11 protein-coding genes and 1 pseudogene are annotated in these 20,698 nt (G+C 56.5%); all 12 read left to right on the forward strand.

Annotated elements, in window-relative coordinates; translation table 11 throughout:
* Nucleotides 1-94: 94 nt before the first annotated feature.
* The 12 genes and pseudogenes from secD to HMPREF2845_RS04780 all read left to right on the forward strand — a co-directional run bounded on the left by secD (nt 95) and on the right by HMPREF2845_RS04780 (nt 20,504).
* Complete coding sequence (gene secD / locus HMPREF2845_RS04735) at nt 95-1,786, forward strand: protein translocase subunit SecD (RefSeq protein ID WP_070634016.1); 1,692 nt, start codon at nt 95-97, stop codon at nt 1,784-1,786.
* Between the two features lie 2 nt (nt 1,787-1,788).
* Complete coding sequence (secF, locus tag HMPREF2845_RS04740; protein ID WP_070634017.1) at nt 1,789-2,967, forward strand: protein translocase subunit SecF; 1,179 nt, start codon at nt 1,789-1,791, stop codon at nt 2,965-2,967.
* A gap of 281 nt (nt 2,968-3,248) precedes the next feature.
* Nucleotides 3,249-5,726, forward strand: a complete 2,478-nt coding sequence (locus HMPREF2845_RS04745) for a RelA/SpoT family protein (RefSeq protein ID WP_070634018.1) — start codon at nt 3,249-3,251, stop codon at nt 5,724-5,726.
* 197 nt (nt 5,727-5,923) lie between these two features.
* Nucleotides 5,924-7,147 carry a DUF3320 domain-containing protein gene (locus HMPREF2845_RS04750; RefSeq protein ID WP_070634019.1) on the forward strand — a complete coding sequence of 408 codons (1,224 nt, stop codon included), beginning with the start codon at nt 5,924-5,926 and terminating at the stop codon, nt 7,145-7,147.
* Between the two features lie 320 nt (nt 7,148-7,467).
* Nucleotides 7,468-7,836 (forward strand): annotated as a pseudogene (locus tag HMPREF2845_RS09400) (phospholipase D-like domain-containing protein); the annotation flags it as partial.
* 174 nt (nt 7,837-8,010) lie between these two features.
* Nucleotides 8,011-10,644, forward strand: coding sequence for a helicase-related protein (locus HMPREF2845_RS04755; protein WP_246824616.1), 2,634 nt, complete (start codon nt 8,011-8,013; stop codon nt 10,642-10,644).
* Nucleotides 10,645-10,767: 123 nt separating this feature from the next.
* Nucleotides 10,768-13,866, forward strand: a complete 3,099-nt coding sequence (locus HMPREF2845_RS04760; protein WP_070634021.1) for a DNA methyltransferase — start codon at nt 10,768-10,770, stop codon at nt 13,864-13,866.
* Between the two features lie 186 nt (nt 13,867-14,052).
* The gene (locus HMPREF2845_RS04765; RefSeq protein ID WP_070634022.1) at nt 14,053-15,351 is read left to right on the forward strand and encodes an AlbA family DNA-binding domain-containing protein; all 1,299 of its coding nucleotides are present in this window, start codon (nt 14,053-14,055) and stop codon (nt 15,349-15,351) included.
* Between the two features lie 244 nt (nt 15,352-15,595).
* Nucleotides 15,596-17,572, forward strand: a complete 1,977-nt coding sequence (locus HMPREF2845_RS04770) for a hypothetical protein (RefSeq protein WP_070634023.1) — start codon at nt 15,596-15,598, stop codon at nt 17,570-17,572.
* Complete coding sequence (locus HMPREF2845_RS09235; RefSeq protein WP_141752949.1) at nt 17,494-17,679, forward strand: hypothetical protein; 186 nt, start codon at nt 17,494-17,496, stop codon at nt 17,677-17,679. Before HMPREF2845_RS04770 ends, HMPREF2845_RS09235 begins: the two co-directional genes overlap by 79 nt.
* 283 nt (nt 17,680-17,962) lie before the next feature.
* Nucleotides 17,963-19,672 carry a histidine kinase gene (locus tag HMPREF2845_RS04775; protein ID WP_070634024.1) on the forward strand — a complete coding sequence of 570 codons (1,710 nt, stop codon included), beginning with the start codon at nt 17,963-17,965 and terminating at the stop codon, nt 19,670-19,672.
* Between the two features lie 583 nt (nt 19,673-20,255).
* On the forward strand, nt 20,256-20,504 hold the full coding sequence (locus HMPREF2845_RS04780) for a hypothetical protein (RefSeq protein WP_005505891.1): 249 nt from the start codon (nt 20,256-20,258) through the stop codon (nt 20,502-20,504).
* The last annotated feature ends 194 nt before the right edge of the window (nt 20,505-20,698 follow it).

The raw sequence follows: 20,698 nt of genomic DNA on the forward strand, positions 1-20,698 counted from the left end.
CGCGTATGAGCCCGGCGCCCAGTGAGCGGCGTCGGGTTTTCGCGTTACGGAATCTGTAGAACACTCAATACTATTCACACGAAGAAGGAACATTATGGCTAAGCGTTCACCGCTTGCAGCCGCGCGAGGGGCGCTCCTCTCGATGGTCCTGCTCATGGTTGTTATGGCTGCCGGTATTTTCGGCACCACCTACTCGGGAGGTTCTTGGGCACCGAAGCTCGCCCTGGACCTTTCGGGTGGTACTCAGATGATTCTTTCTCCGAAGGTCAATGGCTCTTCGGATGAGAACGTCTCCCAGGAGCAGTTGAACCAGGCGGTTGAGATTATTCGTCAGCGCGTTGATGGTGCCGGCGTTTCGGAGGCGGAGGTTACCACCTCCTTCGGCTCGGGTAATAACGTGGTTGTTTCGGTTCCCGGAACGATTAGCGCTGAGACTCGTCAGCTGATTCAGGCGTCTGCAAATATGACGTTCCGCCCGGTGCTGCTTTCTGGTGCCGGTACTGCGGTGGCTGAGGATGCCCGCACTGCGGACGATAAGCTGCCCAAGCCCTCTGCGGAGCCGACTAATGGTTCGGACCGTAACTGGATTACTGCGGACCTGTACAAGCAGTATGAGGCGAAGGACTGCACCGCGGCACGCAATGAGGACGCCGATAGTGCGGACCCGACTAAGCCGATGGTGGCGTGCTCCACTGACGGTCAGGAGAAGTACATTCTGGGTCCTGTGGAGCTGAGCGGTAGCGATATTTCTACCGCAAGCCACTCGCAGGAGACAACCGGTCAGGGCGTAACTACGGGCCGTTGGGCTGTGAACATTCAGTTCAATGATGAGGCTCGTGAGAAGTTCCAGAATATTACTTCTCGCCTGAACGCGATTCGTGCGCAGAACGCAAATGATCCGCGTGCCCGCTTCGCGATTCTGCTGGACGGCAAGGTGCTGTCTTCCCCGGTGTCGCAGGCTGTGATTTCTGATGGTAAGCCGCAGATTACCGGTAACTTCACTGAGCAGGAGGCGAAGGCTCTCGCCGATCAGCTCAAGTACGGTGCCCTGCCGATTAGCTTCACGATCCAGTCGGAGCAGCAGATTTCTGCGACCCTGGGTTCGGAGCAGCTGCGTGTGGGTCTGCTGACCGGCCTGATTGGTCTGCTGCTGGTGTTCGTGTACTCGCTGTTCCAGTACCGTCTGCTGGGCTTTGTCACGATGATGTCGTTGGTTGTGGCTGGCATTATTTCGTATGAGGCGATTGCGCTGCTGGGTTGGGCGTTGAACTACCGCCTGTCCCTGGCTGGTGTGGCGGGTCTGATTGTGGCGATTGGTGCTACGGCTGACTCGTTTATCGTCTACTTTGAGCGTATCCGTGATGAGATCCGTGCGGGCCGCACGATCCCGTCGGCGGTGAACCACGGTTGGCAGCGTGCATCCCGCACTATTTTGGCGTCGAAGGCTGTGAACCTGCTGGCTGCTGTGGTGCTGTACGTGGTGTCGGTCGGTTCGGTGAAGGGCTTCGCGTTCACCCTTGGTTTGACTGCGATTGCTGACCTTGTGGTCGTGTACCTGTTCACCCACCCGATGCTGACTCTGCTGGCGAATACCCGCTACTTCGGTGAGGGTCACCGCCACTCGGGCTTGTCGCCTGAGTCGCTGGGCGCTACGCCGCTGTACCGTGGTGCCGGTCGCCTCCGCAGCCCGGAGGAGAAGCAGCTGAGCATCGCTGAGCGTCGCCGTGCAGAGCGTGCTGCCGCTGAGGCTGACGAGTCTGCTTCTGATGAGAAGAAGGAGAGCTAAGCATGGCTACCGATGTGAAACCTAATGCTTTTGCCCGCTTCGGTAATGACCTGCATTCGGGTGCCCGCTCGTACCCCTTCGTGGGTAAGCGCCGCCTGTGGCTGCTGCTTGCGGCTGTGCTGATGGCGGTTTCGGTGCTGATTCCGGCTGTTGGTGGCGGCTTCAATCTGGGTATTGATTTCCGTGGCGGTTCGGAGTTCGTGGTCTCGAAGACCGCGCACGTTGATACTGCTACGGGTGAGCGCATTATTCACGAGAAGGCGAAGGACGCTTCGGATGTTCGCGTGACCAATATTGCGCCGGGTACGATTCGTGCCCAGATGAGCAAGCTCAGCGATGATGAGACTCTGCAGGTGAAGGCGGCTCTGCAGGAGGGTTACGGCGTCTCTGAGAATGACGTGACCTCTTCGTTTGTGGGCCCGACCTGGGGTGCGGATGTGACCCGTCAGGCGTTCTGGGGTCTGGTCGCGTTTGTGGTGCTTGCGCTGATTGGTATGGCGTTCTACTTCCGCACCTGGAAGATGTCGCTGGCGTCTATTGCGGGTCTGTTCTTCACCGTGGTGGTGACGGTTGGCCTGTACGCCGCGTTCGGCTTCGAGATCACTCCGAGTGCAATTATTGGTTTCTTGACGATTCTGAGCTACTCGCTGTACGACTCGGTGGTGGTGTTCGATAAGATCCGTGAGAACACCGAGGATGTGCTGGAACGCCGCGACACGACCTTTGCCGAGCAGATTAACCTGGCGGTGAACCAGACTCTGGTCCGTTCGATTAACACCGCTATTGTGGGTGTTCTGCCGGTGGGCGCGATCTTGTTCATTGGTGCGTTCATCCTGGGTGCAGGTACTTTGCAGGACCTGTCCCTGTCGTTGTTTGTGGGTATTCTGGTGGGCATGTTCGGCACGCTGTTCGTGTCTGCGCCGCTGTATGCTTCGTTGCGTTTGGGTGAGGCTCAGATTCGTGAGCACACCGCGAAGGTGGAGAGCGGCAACTTCAAGGACGCTGAGGATGCTGACGAGGCTGAGGGTGACTCTTCGGAGGAGCCCGCCGAGGCTGAGAAGGCTACGAAGTCTGAGGAATCTGCTGACAAGGCGACCGAGGACGAGAAGGCACCCGAGAAGCCTGCTAAGAAGCCGGCACGTGCAACCATTGAGATTCACCGCGTGAACTTGAACGGTTAGCCAGCGTTCCGCCAGCGCTACTGGCGTTGCTAACGATAGGGGAGTCGATACCGAAAGGTGTCGGCTCCCCTTTAGCATGCCCGATTATTTCCTAAACAACGCGCTCTGGTGTGTTAAAACGTCGCATAGTTTGGCGCGTTCCAGACCGCTGGGTAGGATAAGAAGTGAAGATACTGTGCGCTCGCGTTTGAGCCTGCTGATGGCTGGTTTGGCCGGTATAGCCCTCAACGATGAGGAACCTGAGTGTGCGGCTGATTATCTTGAGTCCAAAGGAGCCCGGAATGAGTGCAGAACCTGCCGTGAACACCAACGCTGAGAACCCTGCAGGGACCGCCGAGAAGCCCGCGGTTCGGCCCGCTGGCCCGATTCCTCTGCCTGAAACTGATTCGTCTGATGCGAAGAGGAAGCGCGGCTCGCACCGTGTCATGGCTGCTAGCGGACGTGTGCCGAACCGCCTCGTCTTCGGTAGCCGCAGCAGCAAGATGGAAGCCTCCGACTCGCACGGCGGTACCATCCGTTTCTCCCCGATGATTGCGCCGGTCGTGCGTGCCGTGCGCCGCTACCACCCGGATGAGGACATTCAGGTGTTGCAGCGCGCCTACGAGGTGGCGAACCGCTGCCACGAGGGTCAGAAGCGTAAGAGTGGCGACCCGTACATCACCCACCCGGTCGCTGTGACCGCGATTCTTGCGGAGATGGGCGCGACCGGCCCCGTGCTCGCCGCCGGCCTGCTGCACGACACCGTGGAAGACACCGACTACACGATGGAGCAGCTCACCGAAGAGTTCGGTGAGGAGGTCGCCTACCTGGTCGACGGCGTGACCAAGCTGGACAAGATGACCTACGGCGAGAACGCCTCCATCGAGACGATTCGCAAGCTCGTGCTGTCCATGAGCAAGGACATCCGCGTGCTGCTCATCAAGCTTGCCGACCGCCTGCACAACGCCCGCACCTGGCGCTTTGTGCCGCAGGCCTCTGCCGCGAAGAAGGCAGAAGAAACCCTGAAAATTTATGCGCCGCTCGCGCACCGCCTGGGCCTGAACACGATCAAGTGGGAGCTGGAGGACCTGTCCTTCGCCGCCATGAGCCCGGAAATTTACGCCGAAATGGTGCGCATGGTCGGCGAACGCACCCCCGCGCTCGAAAAGTTCCTGAACGAGGCGCGCACCAAGATTACGGACCGCCTGAAAGAGGTGGGCATCGACGCGACCGTGACGGGCCGCCCCAAGCACTACTACTCGATTCATCAGAAGATGAAGACGAAGGGCCGCAGCTTCGACGAGATTAACGACATCCTCGCCGTGCGCATCATGGTTGAGGAAGAGGCGGAGTGCTACACGGTGCTCGGCCACGTGCTGTCCCTGTGGCCGTCGATGACCGGCCGTTTCAAGGACTACATTAAGAACCCGAAGAACAACAACTACCAGTCGCTGCACCTGACCGTGTACGGCCCGGGTAACCTGCCGCTTGAGATTCAGATCCGCACCTACAAGATGCACGAAGAAGCTGAATACGGTGTGGCGGCGCACTGGCGCTACAAGGCGGCGTCGCGCGACGAGAAGGTCGCTGCTCGTGGCGGCGCACCCGCGAAGGACCCGAAGGAGCCGGGCACCCAGACCTCGGCGATGATGAACGTCGGCATCCTGCAGTCCATCGCGGAGATTTCGAACTCCAACCCGGAGTCGGAGAAGTTCTACGAGTCGCTCGCGGACACCCTCGACACCGACGAAATCGTCGTACTCACCCCCAACGGTGAGGCAATCGCCCTGCCCAACGGCTCCACCCCCGTGGACTTCGCCTACGCCATCCACAGTGAAGTCGGCGACCGCACGGTCGGCGCGAAGGTCAACGGCCGCCTCGTGCCGCTGCACACGGTCCTGCCCACCGGCGCCACCGTGGAGATTATGACCACGAAGAACGAAGACGCCGGACCCAGCGAGGACTGGCTGAAGTTCGTTCGCTCCTCACGCGCTCGCACGAAGATCCGCCAGTACTTCGCGAAGGAACGCCGTCTGGAGGCGCTGCTCGCTGGCCGCGAGATGCTCACCAAGAGCATGCGCAACAGTGAGCTGCCGCTGCAGAAGATGATGAGCCCGGAGATTATGACTCAGGTGGCTCAGCTGCTGCACAAGAACGATGTGGCGTCGCTGTACCGTGCGATCGGTGAACACGAGATCGCGCCGAAGCAGGTCATTGACACCCTCGTTGAGGTGCACCGTGGCGACGAGCCGGCACCCGAGGTTGAGGTCAGCGACTTTGACGAGACGCTGCTGAAGTCGACCCGCAAGGCGATTGGCGATAACGGCGTGATTGTGCCGGGTGCTGAGGGCGTGCTGACGAAGATTGCGCGCTGCTGCACCCCGGTTCCGCCGGATGACATTATCGGCATGGTGACCCGCTATAACGGCATTTCGGTGCACCGTCGTGACTGCCCGAACATGCGTAACGCTGACGAGGAACCGCGCGTGACCACGGTCGAGTGGGCGTCTTCGCCGACCGCTACGTACCGTGTGCAGATTCAGGTGGAGGCGCTGGACCGTAAGGGCCTGCTGAGCGACCTGATTCGCGCTATCTCTGAGTCGGGCGTGAACATTCTGGATGCGCGCGTGCACACCTCGGAGGATCGTACCGTGGTGGACCGCTTCGCCCTGGAGCTGGGTGACCGCTTCATGCTGGAGCACGTGCTGAACGTGGTCCGCAACGTGACGGGCGTGTACAAGGCGTACCGCCTGACCGGCGCGAAGCCCTCGGAAGCGTAGGCTCTTCTATACGCTGAGAAGCCACATGTGTTTTGAAAAGCCACTTCTTTGGTGGCTTCTCGAAACACATGTGGCTTTTCGCTGTTAAGCGGGTTGGGTTCCATAATGACGAACCGGTACGCACATGTCGTTCTCATTAGGCATAATGAATGTGGTGGCAATGGTTGCTGCAACACATACAACGAAATGGTTTTTATATGTCTATTGAAAAGGCAAACGCTCACATTTCCTCGTGCCTGTACTATCTGAGCCGTGAGCTTGACCCTCTGCTGACTAAGTTGTTGGCTCAGAAGGAGTTCATGCCTCAGAAGGTTCTTGAAGAGCGTGGCTGGACCATCATTTTGAAGATTCACGATGAGAATCGTGACCGCCTCCGTCATCCTGATCTCTACAACCCGAAGGACCTTCAGGTTCAGCTTCGTATGTTTACTGAACCTGTGGGGCCCCCGAACAATAAGTTCCCTTTTGAACCTGACGGCGCTCGCAAGGTGCGCACTTATGCGCAGGACCTGCGTATTTTCCGTAATAAGAGCGCGCATTATGTCGATTTGGACCGCAATGACGCGGTGCGTATCTACGATTCGGCGGCTCGTCTTTTTGAGGCGTTGGGTGCGTCGGAGCAGCAGGCGTGGTGTGAGGGTCAGCTGAACCGTGTGCATGCTGATTTGTTTGGTGCTGGTGAGGCGGCTCCGGTTCGTCGTGAGCTGGACGAGGAGGTCCGCCAGGCTGCGTCGACTGCCCGTGAGGTGAAGACTGAGGTGTCTGCGCCTCGTGGTGCGTTTACTCGCCCTGCTCGCCCGGCTCCGGTTTCTCGACCTGCCCAGTCTGCGGCTCCTGCTTCGGCTTCTCAGCCGGCACCGGCCTCTGATTCTTCGCCTGCTCCGCTGTGTCTTGCGGTGGGGGAGGGCCGTTACCCGTTTGAGCCGTGGGAGCCGATTTCGTTGGGTGACCGTGACATTTTTGATTCGCTGCGTAGCAAGCGTTCTAAGGAGCAGATGTCTGCTGCTCTTGAAGAGATTGTGTCTGCTGAGGGCCCGGTTCAGGCTGATCGTTTGGCTACTTTGGCGGCGCAGTGCTTTGGTGTGAGCCGTTTGGCGAAGAAGAACCGCGACTGGATTATCCGTTTGGCGGACCGCATGCCTGAGTTGCAGGTGGATGAGCATAAGTTCGTGTGGCATGTTGAAGAGCCGCGCGAGGAGTATGGCGAGTTCCGCCCTTCGGTTGATGGTGCGGTGCGCGAGTTTGACCAGATTAGTCCGGTTGAGATTGCGAATGCTTGGCGCTTCTATGAGCAGAATCCTGAGCTGATGGATGAGGGCCAGGACGTTGAGTCGGCTGTGTTGGCGACTTTTGGCCGTAAGCGTCGTACTGCGAAGGTTAAGGCTCAGCTGGAGCTGGCTAAGGCGCTACTTGCGGCATAATTATTACTAGTTTTAGTTGATTTGAGGGAGAGCTCATAATGATTAATATATTTGATAATGTTGATGTCCTTAAGCATCAAAATGGTGAGAACGCAAAGCTAGCTGTTGCGCTGAAGAATAAAATAAAATCTTATAACCGTCTGGATATTGCGACGGGCTATATGAACTTGAGCGCGTGGAGTGAATTTTCCGATGAGATTGCATCGGCTCCCTTTGAACCTTGCGATGACCCAGAGAAGACCGTTCCGGTGGCTCGTATTTTGGTGGGTATGGTTCCTCGTTCGCTTACAAAACAGATGAAGCGTGCGGCTGAGGCAGAGATGCGCGGTGATGAGTATTCGGAAGAGATAGAAAAGGAAGAACAACGCAAACAACATGAAAAACTAATCTTGCATTTGCGTGACCAGCTAATGGCTGGTGGTACGAGCTCTTCGCATCGTCAGGCTTTGTTGACTCTGAAGGAGCATTTGGAGTCTGGGCGTGTGCAGATGAGGGTGTATACGAAGCAGACGTTGCACGGTAAACTCTATGTAGCTTATGACCCTAAGACGGAAGACCTTAGCCAGGTGGCTGCGTTTGTGGGATCGTCGAACTTTACTCGTCCGGGTTTGCACACGAATTTGGAGCTCAATGTTGAGTTGACAGATAAGGACCAATCATCACAGTTGAAGGATTGGTTTGAAAAACTATGGAAGAAATCCCCTTTTAACATTACCCAAGAGATTATTGATTTGATTGATGAATCATGGGTTGAACCTGTCACTCCGTATGAAGTGTATATGAAGGTCTGCTACGAGCTATCTAAAGACGCTCGTTTTGGTGAGCAGAAGTATACTCTTTCTCCGCGTTTGGAGCATATGCTGATGGATTACCAAAAGTCGGCTGCTCATACTTTGGTGCACCGTTTGATGCGCCGTGGTGGCACGATGCTGGGTGACGTGGTGGGTCTGGGTAAGACTTTGACTGCGATTGCTGTGGCGTCGATGTTGCAGAACGAAGAGAATATGCGCGTTCTGGTGTTGTGTCCTAAGAACCTGGAGCAGATGTGGAGACAACATCTAAAAGAGTATGAGATTAGGGGCGAGGTGGTTCGCTATTCGATGGCTACTGCTGAGTTGCCGGACTTAGAAGAGCGTTATCAGCTGGTGATTTGTGATGAGTCGCATAATCTGCGTAACGAGAAGACGCAGGTGTGGCGTGCCATTAAGGAGTATGTCTCGCGTAATGAGTCGCGTGTTCTGCTTCTGACTGCGACCCCGTTTAACCTGTCGTTTAGCGATGTGAAGGCGCAGCTGGCTCTGTACCTTGATGAGGACGCTGACTTGGGCATTATTCCTGAGGCAGGGTTGAAAGAGTACCCTGATAAGTTCGACAAGCGGGAGGGTAACCTATCAACCCTGCGCGCTTTTGAGATTTCTGAGGAGCCGGAGGACTGGAAAAGGCTGTTGGAGGATCAGCTGGTACGTCGTACTCGTGCGTACACTAAGCGCCAGGCGCCGACGGAGATGTGGACTTCTCCTGATGGTTTGGTGACGAAGGAGCGCAGCTACCTGGAGCTGTCGACGGGTAAGTTCTATTACCCGGATTGGGCGTCGGAATGGCTGGACCACGAGTTTAAGGAGGATGACCCTGCCCGCTTTATGGAGGATGACCAGACCCTTGATGATTTGAGGGATTTGCGTCTGCCGCGTTATGACATTTCGGGGTATGACAACCCGGATGCTCGCCATACTCCGGAGGATAGGGCGGTTATTGAGGCGGCTCGTTCGGGCCGCGGTAATGTGCGTGGCTTTGTGCTTTCGGGCCTGTATAAGCGTTTGAGCTCTTCGGGTTATTCGTTTATTCAGTCGTTGACTCGTCAGCTGATTCGTAATGAGCTGTGGATTTATGCAATTGACCATCAGCTGAGCGTTCCGACGGGTAGTTTTTCGGATGACCAGTTGGACCTGGATGGTTCTGATGAGGCTGACTTTGAGTCTGTGGATGGCCTGCAGGTTCAGGACTCGAGCGGAAATTCAGAACAGATGTATGAGAGCCTGGTTCAGAGTGCACCGGCTCAGACGAAGTGGGTTTCTTCGACGGTGTTTACGTCTCGTCTGCGTGATGATTTGCAGCATGATAGCGACCTGATTAAGGCTATGCTGAGGCGCTTTGGTACGTGGCAGGTTGAGACTGACTCGAAGCTGCATGATCTGCGTGATTTGATTGAGCAGAAGCACGCGAACGATAAGGTGCTGGTGTTCACGGAGTATAAGGACACTGCGTACTACATTGCTGAGGGCCTGCAGAAGCTGGGCGTTGAGAATGTGGCTGCGGTGGCTGGTGATACTCCTGATCCGGCTTCGTATGCTCGTCGTTTCTCGCCAGTGTCGAACCGTGTGCCAACGGAGCAGGCATCTGACGCGGAGCCTCCTGCCCAGAACGGCTCTGATGAGTTGCGTGTGCTGGTAGCGACTGACGTGCTGTCTGAGGGCCAGAACCTTCAGGATGCTCACGTGGTGGTGAACTATGACTTGCCGTGGGCGATTATTCGTCTGATTCAGCGTGCGGGTCGTGTGGACCGTGTGGGTCAGGTTCATCATGAGGTGAACGTGTATCTGATTTCGCATCAGACAGTGGAGAAGACTTTGAATTTGCGTTCGCGTATTCGTGAACGTTTAAAGTCTGCCGCTGAGGCTTTTGGTGCTGATCAGGCGTTCTTTGCCGATATGTCTTCGGACGATGAAGCTACCCGTATGCTGGAGGACTTCTACTCAGGTGTTCTGAAGGATACAGACCTTGATGAAAGGGGTATTGACCCTGTGTCTGAGGCTGCAGAGCGTTGGGCTGACTTTTTTGTGCAACATCCTGAAAAAGCTGAGCAAATTATGCGTATGCAGGATAAACGTTTGGCTACTCGTCCTTCGCGCCAGAAGAAGAGCATTCATCCGGCAGATGAGAATACTGTAATGGTGTCGTATATCCGGACGAGTAATGAAATTGACTTGTTTTCTATCGCTATTCGTGGTAATAAAAATGGTCCTGAAACGAATCATGTTGTGTCAGCTACGGAAGCGTTGGGTCTGTTCTATGCGGAGTATGGGACGCCGAACAAAGTGACGAGCCCGGAGGCATATGACTTACAGCAGAGGTTGACGCAGCACGCTTTGAAGAATAGCGGTACGTCTGTAGGTAGGTTGCGTGGTGTTCGCCGTCAGGTATGGAACCGTTTCTATGGGGCTGATAACACGGCTTCGTTTGAGACAACGAAACTGGGGGAGCAGGAGCAGAAAGTTCTGGATAAGCTGTACCATTACCCGCTGCGTCGTCAGGCTGAGTCTGAACTGCGCCGTATGTTGCGCCGTAAGGCGGATAACCGCTCTTTGCTGGATGCGTTGTTGCGTATGCAGCAGGATGATGAGCTGTTGGTGAAGGAATCTGATATGCAGATGGCACGTGTGGTGTGTTCGTTGGCGATTTCGGATCCTGATTTTGAGGGTAAGAATCCCGTGCGTTAGTGTGCCCCGGTGGGTGCTATGGCCTGTGGTGCGGGGCGCGGTGAAGCGTCTCGCACCGCGGGGCTGTGTGTAGTTTTTCTGTGAATCGGTTGGTTCACTGTTCTCTTGTGAAGGAGTATTTTTATGGCCGTTATGTGGCCTGATGATGACCTGGACCAGGCGCGTTCGTATCTGGTGGAGGGTCGCCTGGGTGATTTCTTTGTTGAATCTTTGGACTGGGATCCACCGCGCCCTGGAGCGTACAAGGCACAGAGCGTGCCGGTGGATGACCCCCTGGTTCCTTCTGGCGTATTGAACGTGGAGTGTGTGGCGGCGCAGTCGGGCATTCCGGTGTGGGTGTGCCGTGTGGACCGCATTCCTTCGAATACCTCGCAGCTTGAGGTGGACCGCAAGTTGCGCACCTTGAGCATGCACCGCTTGTGTATTTTTGTGCAGGAAGGGACCGGTTTTGCGCCGCGTCAGGTGTGGCGTTGGCCGAGTGTTTCGTCGTCGCGTTTGACTCGTCACGAGCTGTTGGTGACGAATAGGGATCAGGTCGAGGCGCTGTTGGATCGTTGTGCTCTGCTGTATCTGACCTCTGACGATATTGTGAATGGTGTGTCGATTCTGGGTCTTCTCGACCGTATGCGTCGTGGTTTTGACGTTGAGACGGTGAATGAGACCCGTGTTGCGTCGAACCAGATGGCGGGTCTTTTTGAGTCGTTGGCGAAGGCTGGCATGTCGGAGGCTCAGATTTCGACGGTGATGGCGCGCCTGCTGTTCTTGCTGTTCGCTGATGATACGCAGATGTGGTCTGAGTCTGAGGATGCGAACTCGTTTGAGCGGATGATTTGTGATACCCACCAGGAGGGTACGGATCTGGCACAGCGCCTGAATGAGCTTTTCGACCTGCTGAATACGAAGCCTGTGGGTGCTTCTGCGGTGGCGGACGCTCCGGAGTATCTGTCTGGCTTTAAGTATGTGAACGGCGGCATGTTTGCGGACGCTGTGCCGCTTCCTGCTGAGATGAGCGGCGCGGTGGCAAAGACGTTCCGTCAGCAGCTGTTGGCGACTTCGGAGCGTGATTGGTCGAAGGTTTCTCCGGCTATTTTCGGTTCGATGTTCCAGTCGGTGCGTGACGCAAAGACTCGCCGTGAGATGGGTGAGCACTATACCTCGGAAGAGGATGTGCTGAAGACACTTGGTCCGCTGTTCCTGGATGAACTTCAAGATGACTTCGAGAATGCCAAAAACCAGAAGGATGCGGATAAGCGACGGACTGGGCTGAATAATCTGCGACGTCGTATCGCTAACATTCGCTTCTTGGATCCCGCATGTGGTTGCGGTAACTTCATTATTATTGCTTACCGTGAGCTGCGTAAGCTGGAGCTGGATGTCTTGGTATATCTACGTGATTTGAATAAGTTGGATACGAGATTCAAACATAATAAGCATGGAGAATCTTCGCTCATGTTGGGTGAAGCGGGAACGCGCCAGGGCCCTATTAACCGTGTACGTTCGTTAGAACCGCTAGTGTCGATTGATCACTTCTATGGTCTGGAGATTGACCCGTGGCCTGCCTCAATTGCACGCACGGCAATGTTTTTGGTTGAGCGTCAGATGGACCAGAAGATGATGGAGGAGTTTGGTTATGCTCCGGTGCGTCTTCCTCTGGCTCATAGCGCCCATATTCTTGAGGGCGATGCTCTGACTGAGATTGACCCTGCCTTGGGCGAGCAGGTGGACCGTGATTGGTCGAAGGTTCTGCCGGTGACTGCGCAGGATGTGGCGGATGGTGTACGCGTGTACATTGCAGGCAACCCTCCTTTTGCTGGTCAAGGGAAGAAAGGCACCGAAGGCACAGAAGAGAAAAAAGCGAAAGAATGCGGCATGCGTCTAGCCTGGGGCGATGACTATGCCGGGTACCTGGATTTTGCAACGGCATGGTTCGCAAAGGCTGCTCGCTACCTGAAGAACTTACAGGAACAGTCTGAGTCGCTGGGCGTGACTGAGGTACCGGGGGAGTTTGCTTTTGTCTCCACGAATTCGATTGTTCAGGGGAAACCTGTACCTTCGCTCTTTGGCCCGCTCTTCCGGGACGGTTGGCGTATTAAGTTCGCATACCGCACTTTTCCTTGGAAATCCGAAGCTACCGGCAAGGCAGCAGTGCACTGCGTGATTACAGGCTTTACCCGTTCGGAAGTGCCGGAGAAGCGTAGCGTGCGTGTCTTTGACTATGATTGGTCGACTCGCCGAACGGTAGAACAGAAGTCTGTTCATTCCCTGAATGCCTACTTGGTGAGTGATGGACCGAACGTACTGGTTAAAGATCGTTCGAAGCCGTTGTCTTCTTTGATTCCTGCCGCAGTTCGAGGAAGCCAGTCAACGGATGATGGAAATCTAATCGTTAAGGTGGAGGACTACCCGGTGGTTGCTGCTGACCCGGTGGCAGCTCGCTATCTGCGTCCATTCGTTGGTGCTAAGGAGCTGATACAGGGACTGGAACGCTGGTGCTTGTGGCTGGAAGCTGCTTCAGAAGAGGAAATTGCTTCAAGCCCGGTACTCAGTGCTCGTGTGGAAAAAAACCGTGAGTGGCGTTCTGCTCAGCCTCAGGGGGGAGACGCCTACAAGCTACGCGATATTCCGCATCGCATGCGTCCAAATAAAGCACGTCCTTTGACGTCTTACGTATGTATTCCACGACATGTGTCTGCAGATCGTCCGTATTTCACTGTGAAATACTTGCCAGCAGAAGCTATTGCAAGTGATGCAGTTTTTACGGCTACTGATCCAGATGGACTTGCATTTGCTATCATTTCCTCCTCCATGTTTATTGCATGGCAACGAGCAATTGGTGGTCAGATAAAGTCTGATTTGAGGTTCGCAAATACGGTGGTGTGGAACAACCTTCCTCTGCCCGAGATTTCTGAGGAGCAGCGTCGTAAGGTGATTGATGCGGGCGGTAAGGTGTTGGCTGCGCGTAAGGCTATTGAGGAGCGCGAGGATGAACCTGTTTCGTTGGAAACTTTATATGAGTCGCTAGCAACTATGGATCCGGCGTTGCGTGCGGCTCATGATGAGTTGGATTCTGCGGTGGATGTTGCCTTTGGTGCGTCTCGTCGTTGTGCTTCTGATGAAGCGCGTTTGAAGATTCTTTTCGAGCGCTATCAGGAGCTGACTGCGGCAGAGGAAGCTGCGAAGCCGGCTAAGAAGCCGCGCGCTCGCAGGCAAACCGCTAAGTAGCTGGTTCGATAGGTGAAGGGCTGTGTGCTGGCTGAGTTATTCTCGGCGTGTACGCAGCCCTCCCGCATCCCTGCATAATTTGACCGATTCAGGGGCAGAAATTCCGTAGGGAATCTATACTGAGCTTTGAGGGCGGATAGCACTCAGATTCTATGGGTATTTCCTCTTTTGATAAGGAGTTCTCTAATGTTTACACCCATTCACCGTGCCCTGGGCTTAGAACCTGGGAATCTCACTCTTGAGATTATCAAAAAGGCCATTGAGGAAGGCCTGGAAGAGACCAGCGACCTTGATTGGAAAAAGGAACTGTACAACCACAAAAAACCGACATGGTCTGAAGAAGCCTCAAAAGATATCGCAGCTATGGCTAATAGCGGTGGCGGCTGGATTGTCTTTGGGGTAGGAGAAGACGGCAAAAATAATGGGGCTTCCTCAATAAATCCCATTCAATGGTCCGCAACTGATGAACAGCGCATCCTTCAAGCTGCATACAGTAAGATTGGTCCGCCGGTCGTGGGTCTTGACTTTGAAAAAATCCCTTGCGGAGAAAATCCTGATGATGGGTATATCGTGCTCATGCATATTCCTGATTCAGCGGATGCTCCTCATTTTGCGAGGAAGGGTAATGATGCCTTTGTAGCACCACGCCGTAACGGCCCCCATACGAATCCGATGACCTATCGGGATATTGAGCGTGGTTTCCGTGAGCGTTTCCAGCGTGGCGTGGAGCAGGAAAAGACCCTACAGGGATACTTTGAACAGGCGGCAGATGCCCTCAATCCAGAAGAGGGAGTCTTCCTTGCTATTGCCGCAGTTCCTGTTGCCCCTAGAAGTTCTGCAGATCCGATAACCAGCGATATAGCTTCTGGCCATACTCGTCCGTGGGCGTATTCCTATCTCATGGCTTCACAGCATGGAAACAAATCTAAAGAACACCAAACGCAGACTAGCCATACTTCTATTTGGGATTCCGGAGAAAACATTATGGGAATGCGACAGTGGGTACTTCGGAGCTATGCACTGGCAGACGCTAAATACCGTAAATACCTACACAATGACGGAACGTTGGTGGGAGCCTATCAGCTTGGGGGAGTACGGAGTATGTCGTCCGCTTTAGCAGAGTATCTAGCCGGAAAGCCTAATCATTGCATGTCCACAGATATTGAGAAGGCTCTTATAGATTTCTTCTCTCTTCTTCGGGAACATGCGCAAGAACGCGATGTGTATGGGGGATTCCGCATTCGTGTTGGTCTGATCGGTCGGTCTGGAGAACCAATTGTCTTCCGAAGGATGTATGAGGGAATCTCATTGCTTGCTGAAGAGACTGATTCTGAACCCATTAAGCGTTTTCAGCCTGTGTCTACATTTATTGATCCGCTGGCACCAATTGAAGATGTCTTGCCGCCGCTTCGTACCCTGGCTCTGGATATTGTGAATCAGGGCGGTATTCAGAACCTGCAGGTTATTGCTAGGGAAGAGTCTTAGCCGGATTCATATCCCGCCCAGAAGCCACATGTGTTTCGAAAAGCCACTTCTTTGGTGGCTTCTCGAAACACATGTGGCTTCTCGCCGTTCATGAGGGGGAGGCGGCCCGTGTTTTACCCGGGGGTAAATCCCGCCCCGCTTATCGTGTCAGGGGTCCCTCCTATTCTGTAATCAGAAGCACCGAAGCCCACGCGCCGAGAGCACCGCAGCCTCCCAGCGCATCCCGCGAGAAAGGACCACCACCATGGCACGCAGCCCTGAAGCCGAAGCCCGTTACAAGGCCTACCAGAAGAAGTACCACGCCGAACGCAACGCCCGCGCCCGCTACTCCTACGAGCGACTCGAAAAGGCACACCGCGTCGTCGTCAACGGCAAGGACCTCTCCGCCGAACTCATGCAGCGCCGCGCCCCCGGCATCACCGGCGAAACCCCCTGGGACAAGGACCTGACCGTCCACCCCTACAAGTGGCGCCGCCAGGGCATGCCCAAAGACCTTACCCGCTACGTGAGCAACGCGTTCGGTGATGCAGCCCCCTACGAATCCTTCACCGACCCGCGCATGCTCTTCGACTGCACCCTCTTCGACAACATGACCGACGAAGAAATCGCCTACTTCAACGATGAGAAGCACTGGGTGATCGAGCGACCGGATACCGACATCACCCTCAAGAACGAGCTGGAAGGTGAACCCGGCGTGTACGGCTACCTCGTGCATGTGAACCGAGGACGCAAGGAGGTGAACAACCCGCCGGTGGGTCGCCCGCGGTACAAGCGTAAGGACGGTAAGGAACTCGTATGGGACGACCCGCGCCTGGACGCACCCTGGTGGCAGGAATGCGGCGACTACCTCTACGTGTACCTGAACGAGAAGGAAGCCCGCGATGCCTTCAAGCAGCAGAAGATGCGCCTGAACGATTTGAACCAGGAGGTGCGCCTGTACCGCCTGACTAAGCCCATCAGCATCAGTGAGGCCCGCGCGTGGCTGAACTGCGACCACCCGCTGCGCGAAGAGAAGCACGGCGCCATCACCCTGGACGCCTTCGGTACCGGTCAGTACGGCCGCCCCGGTGCGCTGCGCCTGCCGCAGCAGCCTGCCCCTGATGAGGATGAGCAGGACCGTATTGCTGAGGAAGAGTACTGGAACAGCCTCACCCCCGAAGAGCAACAGAAGACCCTGGACGACCTCGAATACTACCAGGCCCTGGAAGAGAAGCGTCGCCAGATCAACAAGGAACGCTGCGACGCCATGGAACCGATGTACACGGAACGTTTCAACATCGACACCTACATGGCATCGGAACTGGCGAAGGTCGAAGCAGAAGTAGAAGCCGACCCCAACGACGAAGAAGCCGCCGAATGGGCACAGACCCTGCGGGACGCAATCCCCAAGATGACCCTCGACGACAAGCTCAAGTACCTCGGCGAAAACATGTACTGGGAAGACCCCGACGGGTGCGAAGAACTGCTGCGCACCCTGAACATCATCACCCCGTACGAGACGCAGCTTCGCCTCGCATACGTACTGGACCCGAGCCAGTGGATGATCGAACACGCCGTCAACATCCACAAGGCAAAACTGAAGAACGGCACCGAAACCAAAAAGCTCAACTTCCGCCGCAAGGGCGGCCAGTACCACCTGAACGAAGAACAGGAAGAATACGTTCGCAATATTCAGGTGAACGACTTCGCCTACGAAGGCGAACACCGCTCCAACGAACTCCTGCAGATGGTGTACGACAACGAATGGTACCCCTGCCTTGAAGCCGACCAGCACGAAGAAATCAACGGCTTCTCCTGGGACACCATCAACATGGATGACTACCGTGCCGGCCGCCTGCTGACCTTCGGCGACGCCCTCCCGGATGGCGCCATCGCCCCTCCGCATGACCGTATCGAGTACCTGGCTGACCTGGTCAAGCGCGCGAAATTGACGTGCCGACCTTCTGGGAGCGCATTAAAACCAATTCGTACGTGGGCACCGTGGAAAAGTTCGGGCCTGACGGGGAACAGTCCTTCATCATCACGAAGAAGAACTGGCGTCAGTTCGTTAATTATCGGGAAGAACGGCCGAACAGTGAGTCGGGCACCTTGTGGTACTGTCAGTTCCCCGAAGCACTTGGCAGTGATGACTATGAGGAGCACATGGAACGGAGCTACGTCTGGCGCATCGCAGACTGGGAAGCGTGGATTGACTCGCTGCCCAACGACTGGTTCGCGGTGAACACTGAGGCAGTTCGGGCCGCTCTCGACGAGTACGAGTACGGGGTCCTCGGCATCGACATTGTGATGGTCTGGGGCCGGGAAATTAAGCGCCGCCGCGGCAAGTAGCCCACCAGGCTAAAGCACCGGTAAAACAAGCGCCGGTAAAACACAGGGCGCGGCGCACCCGCAGCGTTGGATGCGCCGCCCCTCCACCCGCCACCATGCTCGCTGCCCGCCAAACTCACCGCTGAGAGCGCGCTCGCCGGTGAGAGTACAGCCGCCGTATCGCGATTTATCGCGAAAAAAGCGCCCCCGCCCGCTTAGCCTGTCAGGGGAGTAGCGTACAGTAAAACACATCACACACCCACACAATCGAATCCGATAAACAACCACACCCCAAGGAGTGAACATGCCGCACAACGCCGTATCACACATCCAGCAGCAGTACGCCGCACACCACCCGCGATGCAACACCTTCGCCCTGGACAAGCCCAAGAGCGCGGCCTACGGCTACACGGCCGCCTTCATCGCGTTCAACAACGCGGACGGCACGCCCACCAACGAGACGCTCACCCTCGATAGCATCCACGCCGCCGCAGAAGCCTGCCAGGTCATCGACATGGGCTTCGACTACACGCCCTACTACGACGGCGAACCGGTCAACCCGCCCACCTGCCACCTCATCATGGGCACCAACTTCGGCGAATCGAACAAGAAGTATGCGCTTTCCTCGCTCTACGGCACGGCGCGTATCTACCTGATTACCGCCGACGCACCCACCGTCAAAGTCGACGGGTTCATGACGAAGCTGTCCATGTTCGTCAACAAGATGCGTAACAGCGAAACCTGGAACCGCGCCAAAGCATACATTCTGAGCACCTCACCGGCAGGGGAGGAGCTGCAGAGCTTCGCGTGCTCCTTCACCACCTTCGCCATGCCGCGCAAGTACATCGTGGACCATGAGAAGCCCTGGCGACCCGAGAAGGAAATCGTCGTCAACAACAGCCTGCAGACGGCATTCCGACCCGGCATCTTCTGGCCGAAGCAGTCCGCCGTGGACCCCTCGCGTCCGCTGACCGTGCGTGCCTCTGAAGGCCCCAAAATCTTCGAGAGTATCTCGGATCTGACCTGCGGCGGTGTCCCCGTTGAGAAGACGGCGAAAGCCCTGGAAAAGCGGCAGACCATCAACACCTACGTCTACCACTTCGCCTACCCGGAGAACCTGGGGGAGCAGCCGAACCTTGCCGTCATCAACTACATGATGGAGGTACTCGCCCAGCACCTGCGCGAACTGGACAAACTACAGTTGGCGCCGAACGCACAGCCGCCGCTTGAATGGACCATGGAGGACATGCTTTTCAGTTCGGCGTTCGTTGTTCAGGATCTTGCCGAGCAGAGTGGCGTTCCTGAGGGGTCGCACTTGCAGGTTCCTAGTGGCCAGCTGCGACAGCGTACACCGCACACCAGCCCGGAGCGCCCGGCACCTGCCGCTCAGCCCGCACCTGCCGCTCAGCCCGCTCAGGAGGCGCGCCCGGCGCCTGCCCCTACCGCCGAGCCTGCTCAGGAGGCGCGCCCGGTTCCCGCACAGCGCCCGGCGTCTGCCCAGCCGCAGCAGCCGAACCCGCGCCCCGCATACTCTAACCCGCCGCACCCCGCAGCGAACCAGGCGGCGGCACATCAGGCAGAACCCGCGTACCAGCAGGCTCCTCAGCCGGCCCCTGAGTACCGCCCGAACCCGCAGGGATACCAGGCACACGGCCACGCGGACGCCCCGCACCGTGCAGAATCCCAGTACCGCCCCGATGCCCACTACCACTCTGATGCGCAATACCACCCGGGTACTCAGCCTCAGGCAGGCGCGTACCAGGCGCAGGGCTATCAGGATCCGAACTATCAGGCACCGGGTTACCAGGCGCAGGGCTACCAGCCGAACCCGCAGCACCCGCAGGCGAACTACCCGTACCAGCAGAACCCGGCGTATCAGCAGAACCCGGCGTATCAGCAGGATGCGTCGAGCCAGCAGCGTCCGGTTTTCCAGCCGACCCCCACGGGCACCCGCAACACTGGAAACCAGAAGGGTTTCTGGGGTAAGGTCGCGTCATTCCTGAGGGGCGAGTAGGCCCGAATGTAGCGTGGTAATCCGCCGTTATTCGCCCAGAAGCCACATGTGTTTCGAAAAGCCACTTCTTTGGTGGCTTCTCGAAACACATGTGGCTTTTCGCCGTTAAGCGAGGGAAGGGGGGCCCTTCGATAGGTTAGTGTCTTCGCCGTGGGTCTTTAACCCGCAGTAAAGACAGCAACCTATCGAAACAGTCAGCTACCCGCCGTGTAATCTACCCCCTCTGCACAGCACCGATTTCCGGTCATGGGTTAGTGACTTTGGTGGGGGTTAAAACCCCAGCCCAGAGTCACTAACCCATGGTCGAAGTCCGTAACCCATGACCGAATTTCCGTCCGGTGTATGGGAGGCGGGGCAACGGCACACAGGAGGCAAGCCAGTCCGCACCTAATCTTCCGTGCAGCGGGGGACTTTGGCGGGGGAGCGCGCCTCCAGAAAACCCCCTCGTCACGCAATATTTTCTTTTTTTTCTCCGGTATGGGCGGTGCAGCCCCTTATCGTGTCAGGGGTGCCCCCTACCTTTGGCGGTAGAGAACAACAACGCGTTCTCACCCACTCCGCCGAGCGACCAAAGGAGCCCCTCATGTACACGGTTGGTTACTACAATGACGAAGACTTCCGCGCCTTCTACTCCGGCCAGGACGCCGCCAACATTGACGACTTCTTCACCGATAACGGCGAATACCTCATGGTGTACCTGCCGGAGGTGACCGACCGCGAGTTCCTCGCCGGCCTCCGCTACGGTAACGGCTGCGATGCTCTCTGCCAGAGCGGATACGCCCTCGACGAGGCGGAAGAGGCCCTCCGCGACATGTACGCGCTCGCCGTGTAGCCTGCCCGCCCACCTGTCACAGACGGGGATCCGGTCATGAGTTGCGGATTTGTGCCATAGGTTAGTGTCTTTGGTCGTAGTTAAAAACCGTGGCAGAAGACACTAAACCATGGCACAAATTCTGCGGGCGCAGAGATATTTGATGCATAAAGCGTTGATGTGTCCGAATAATGACGTTCAGATACTATTGCACT

The organism is Rothia sp. HMSC065B04, from assembly GCF_001812285.1.
Classification (GTDB): domain Bacteria; phylum Actinomycetota; class Actinomycetes; order Actinomycetales; family Micrococcaceae; genus Rothia; species Rothia mucilaginosa.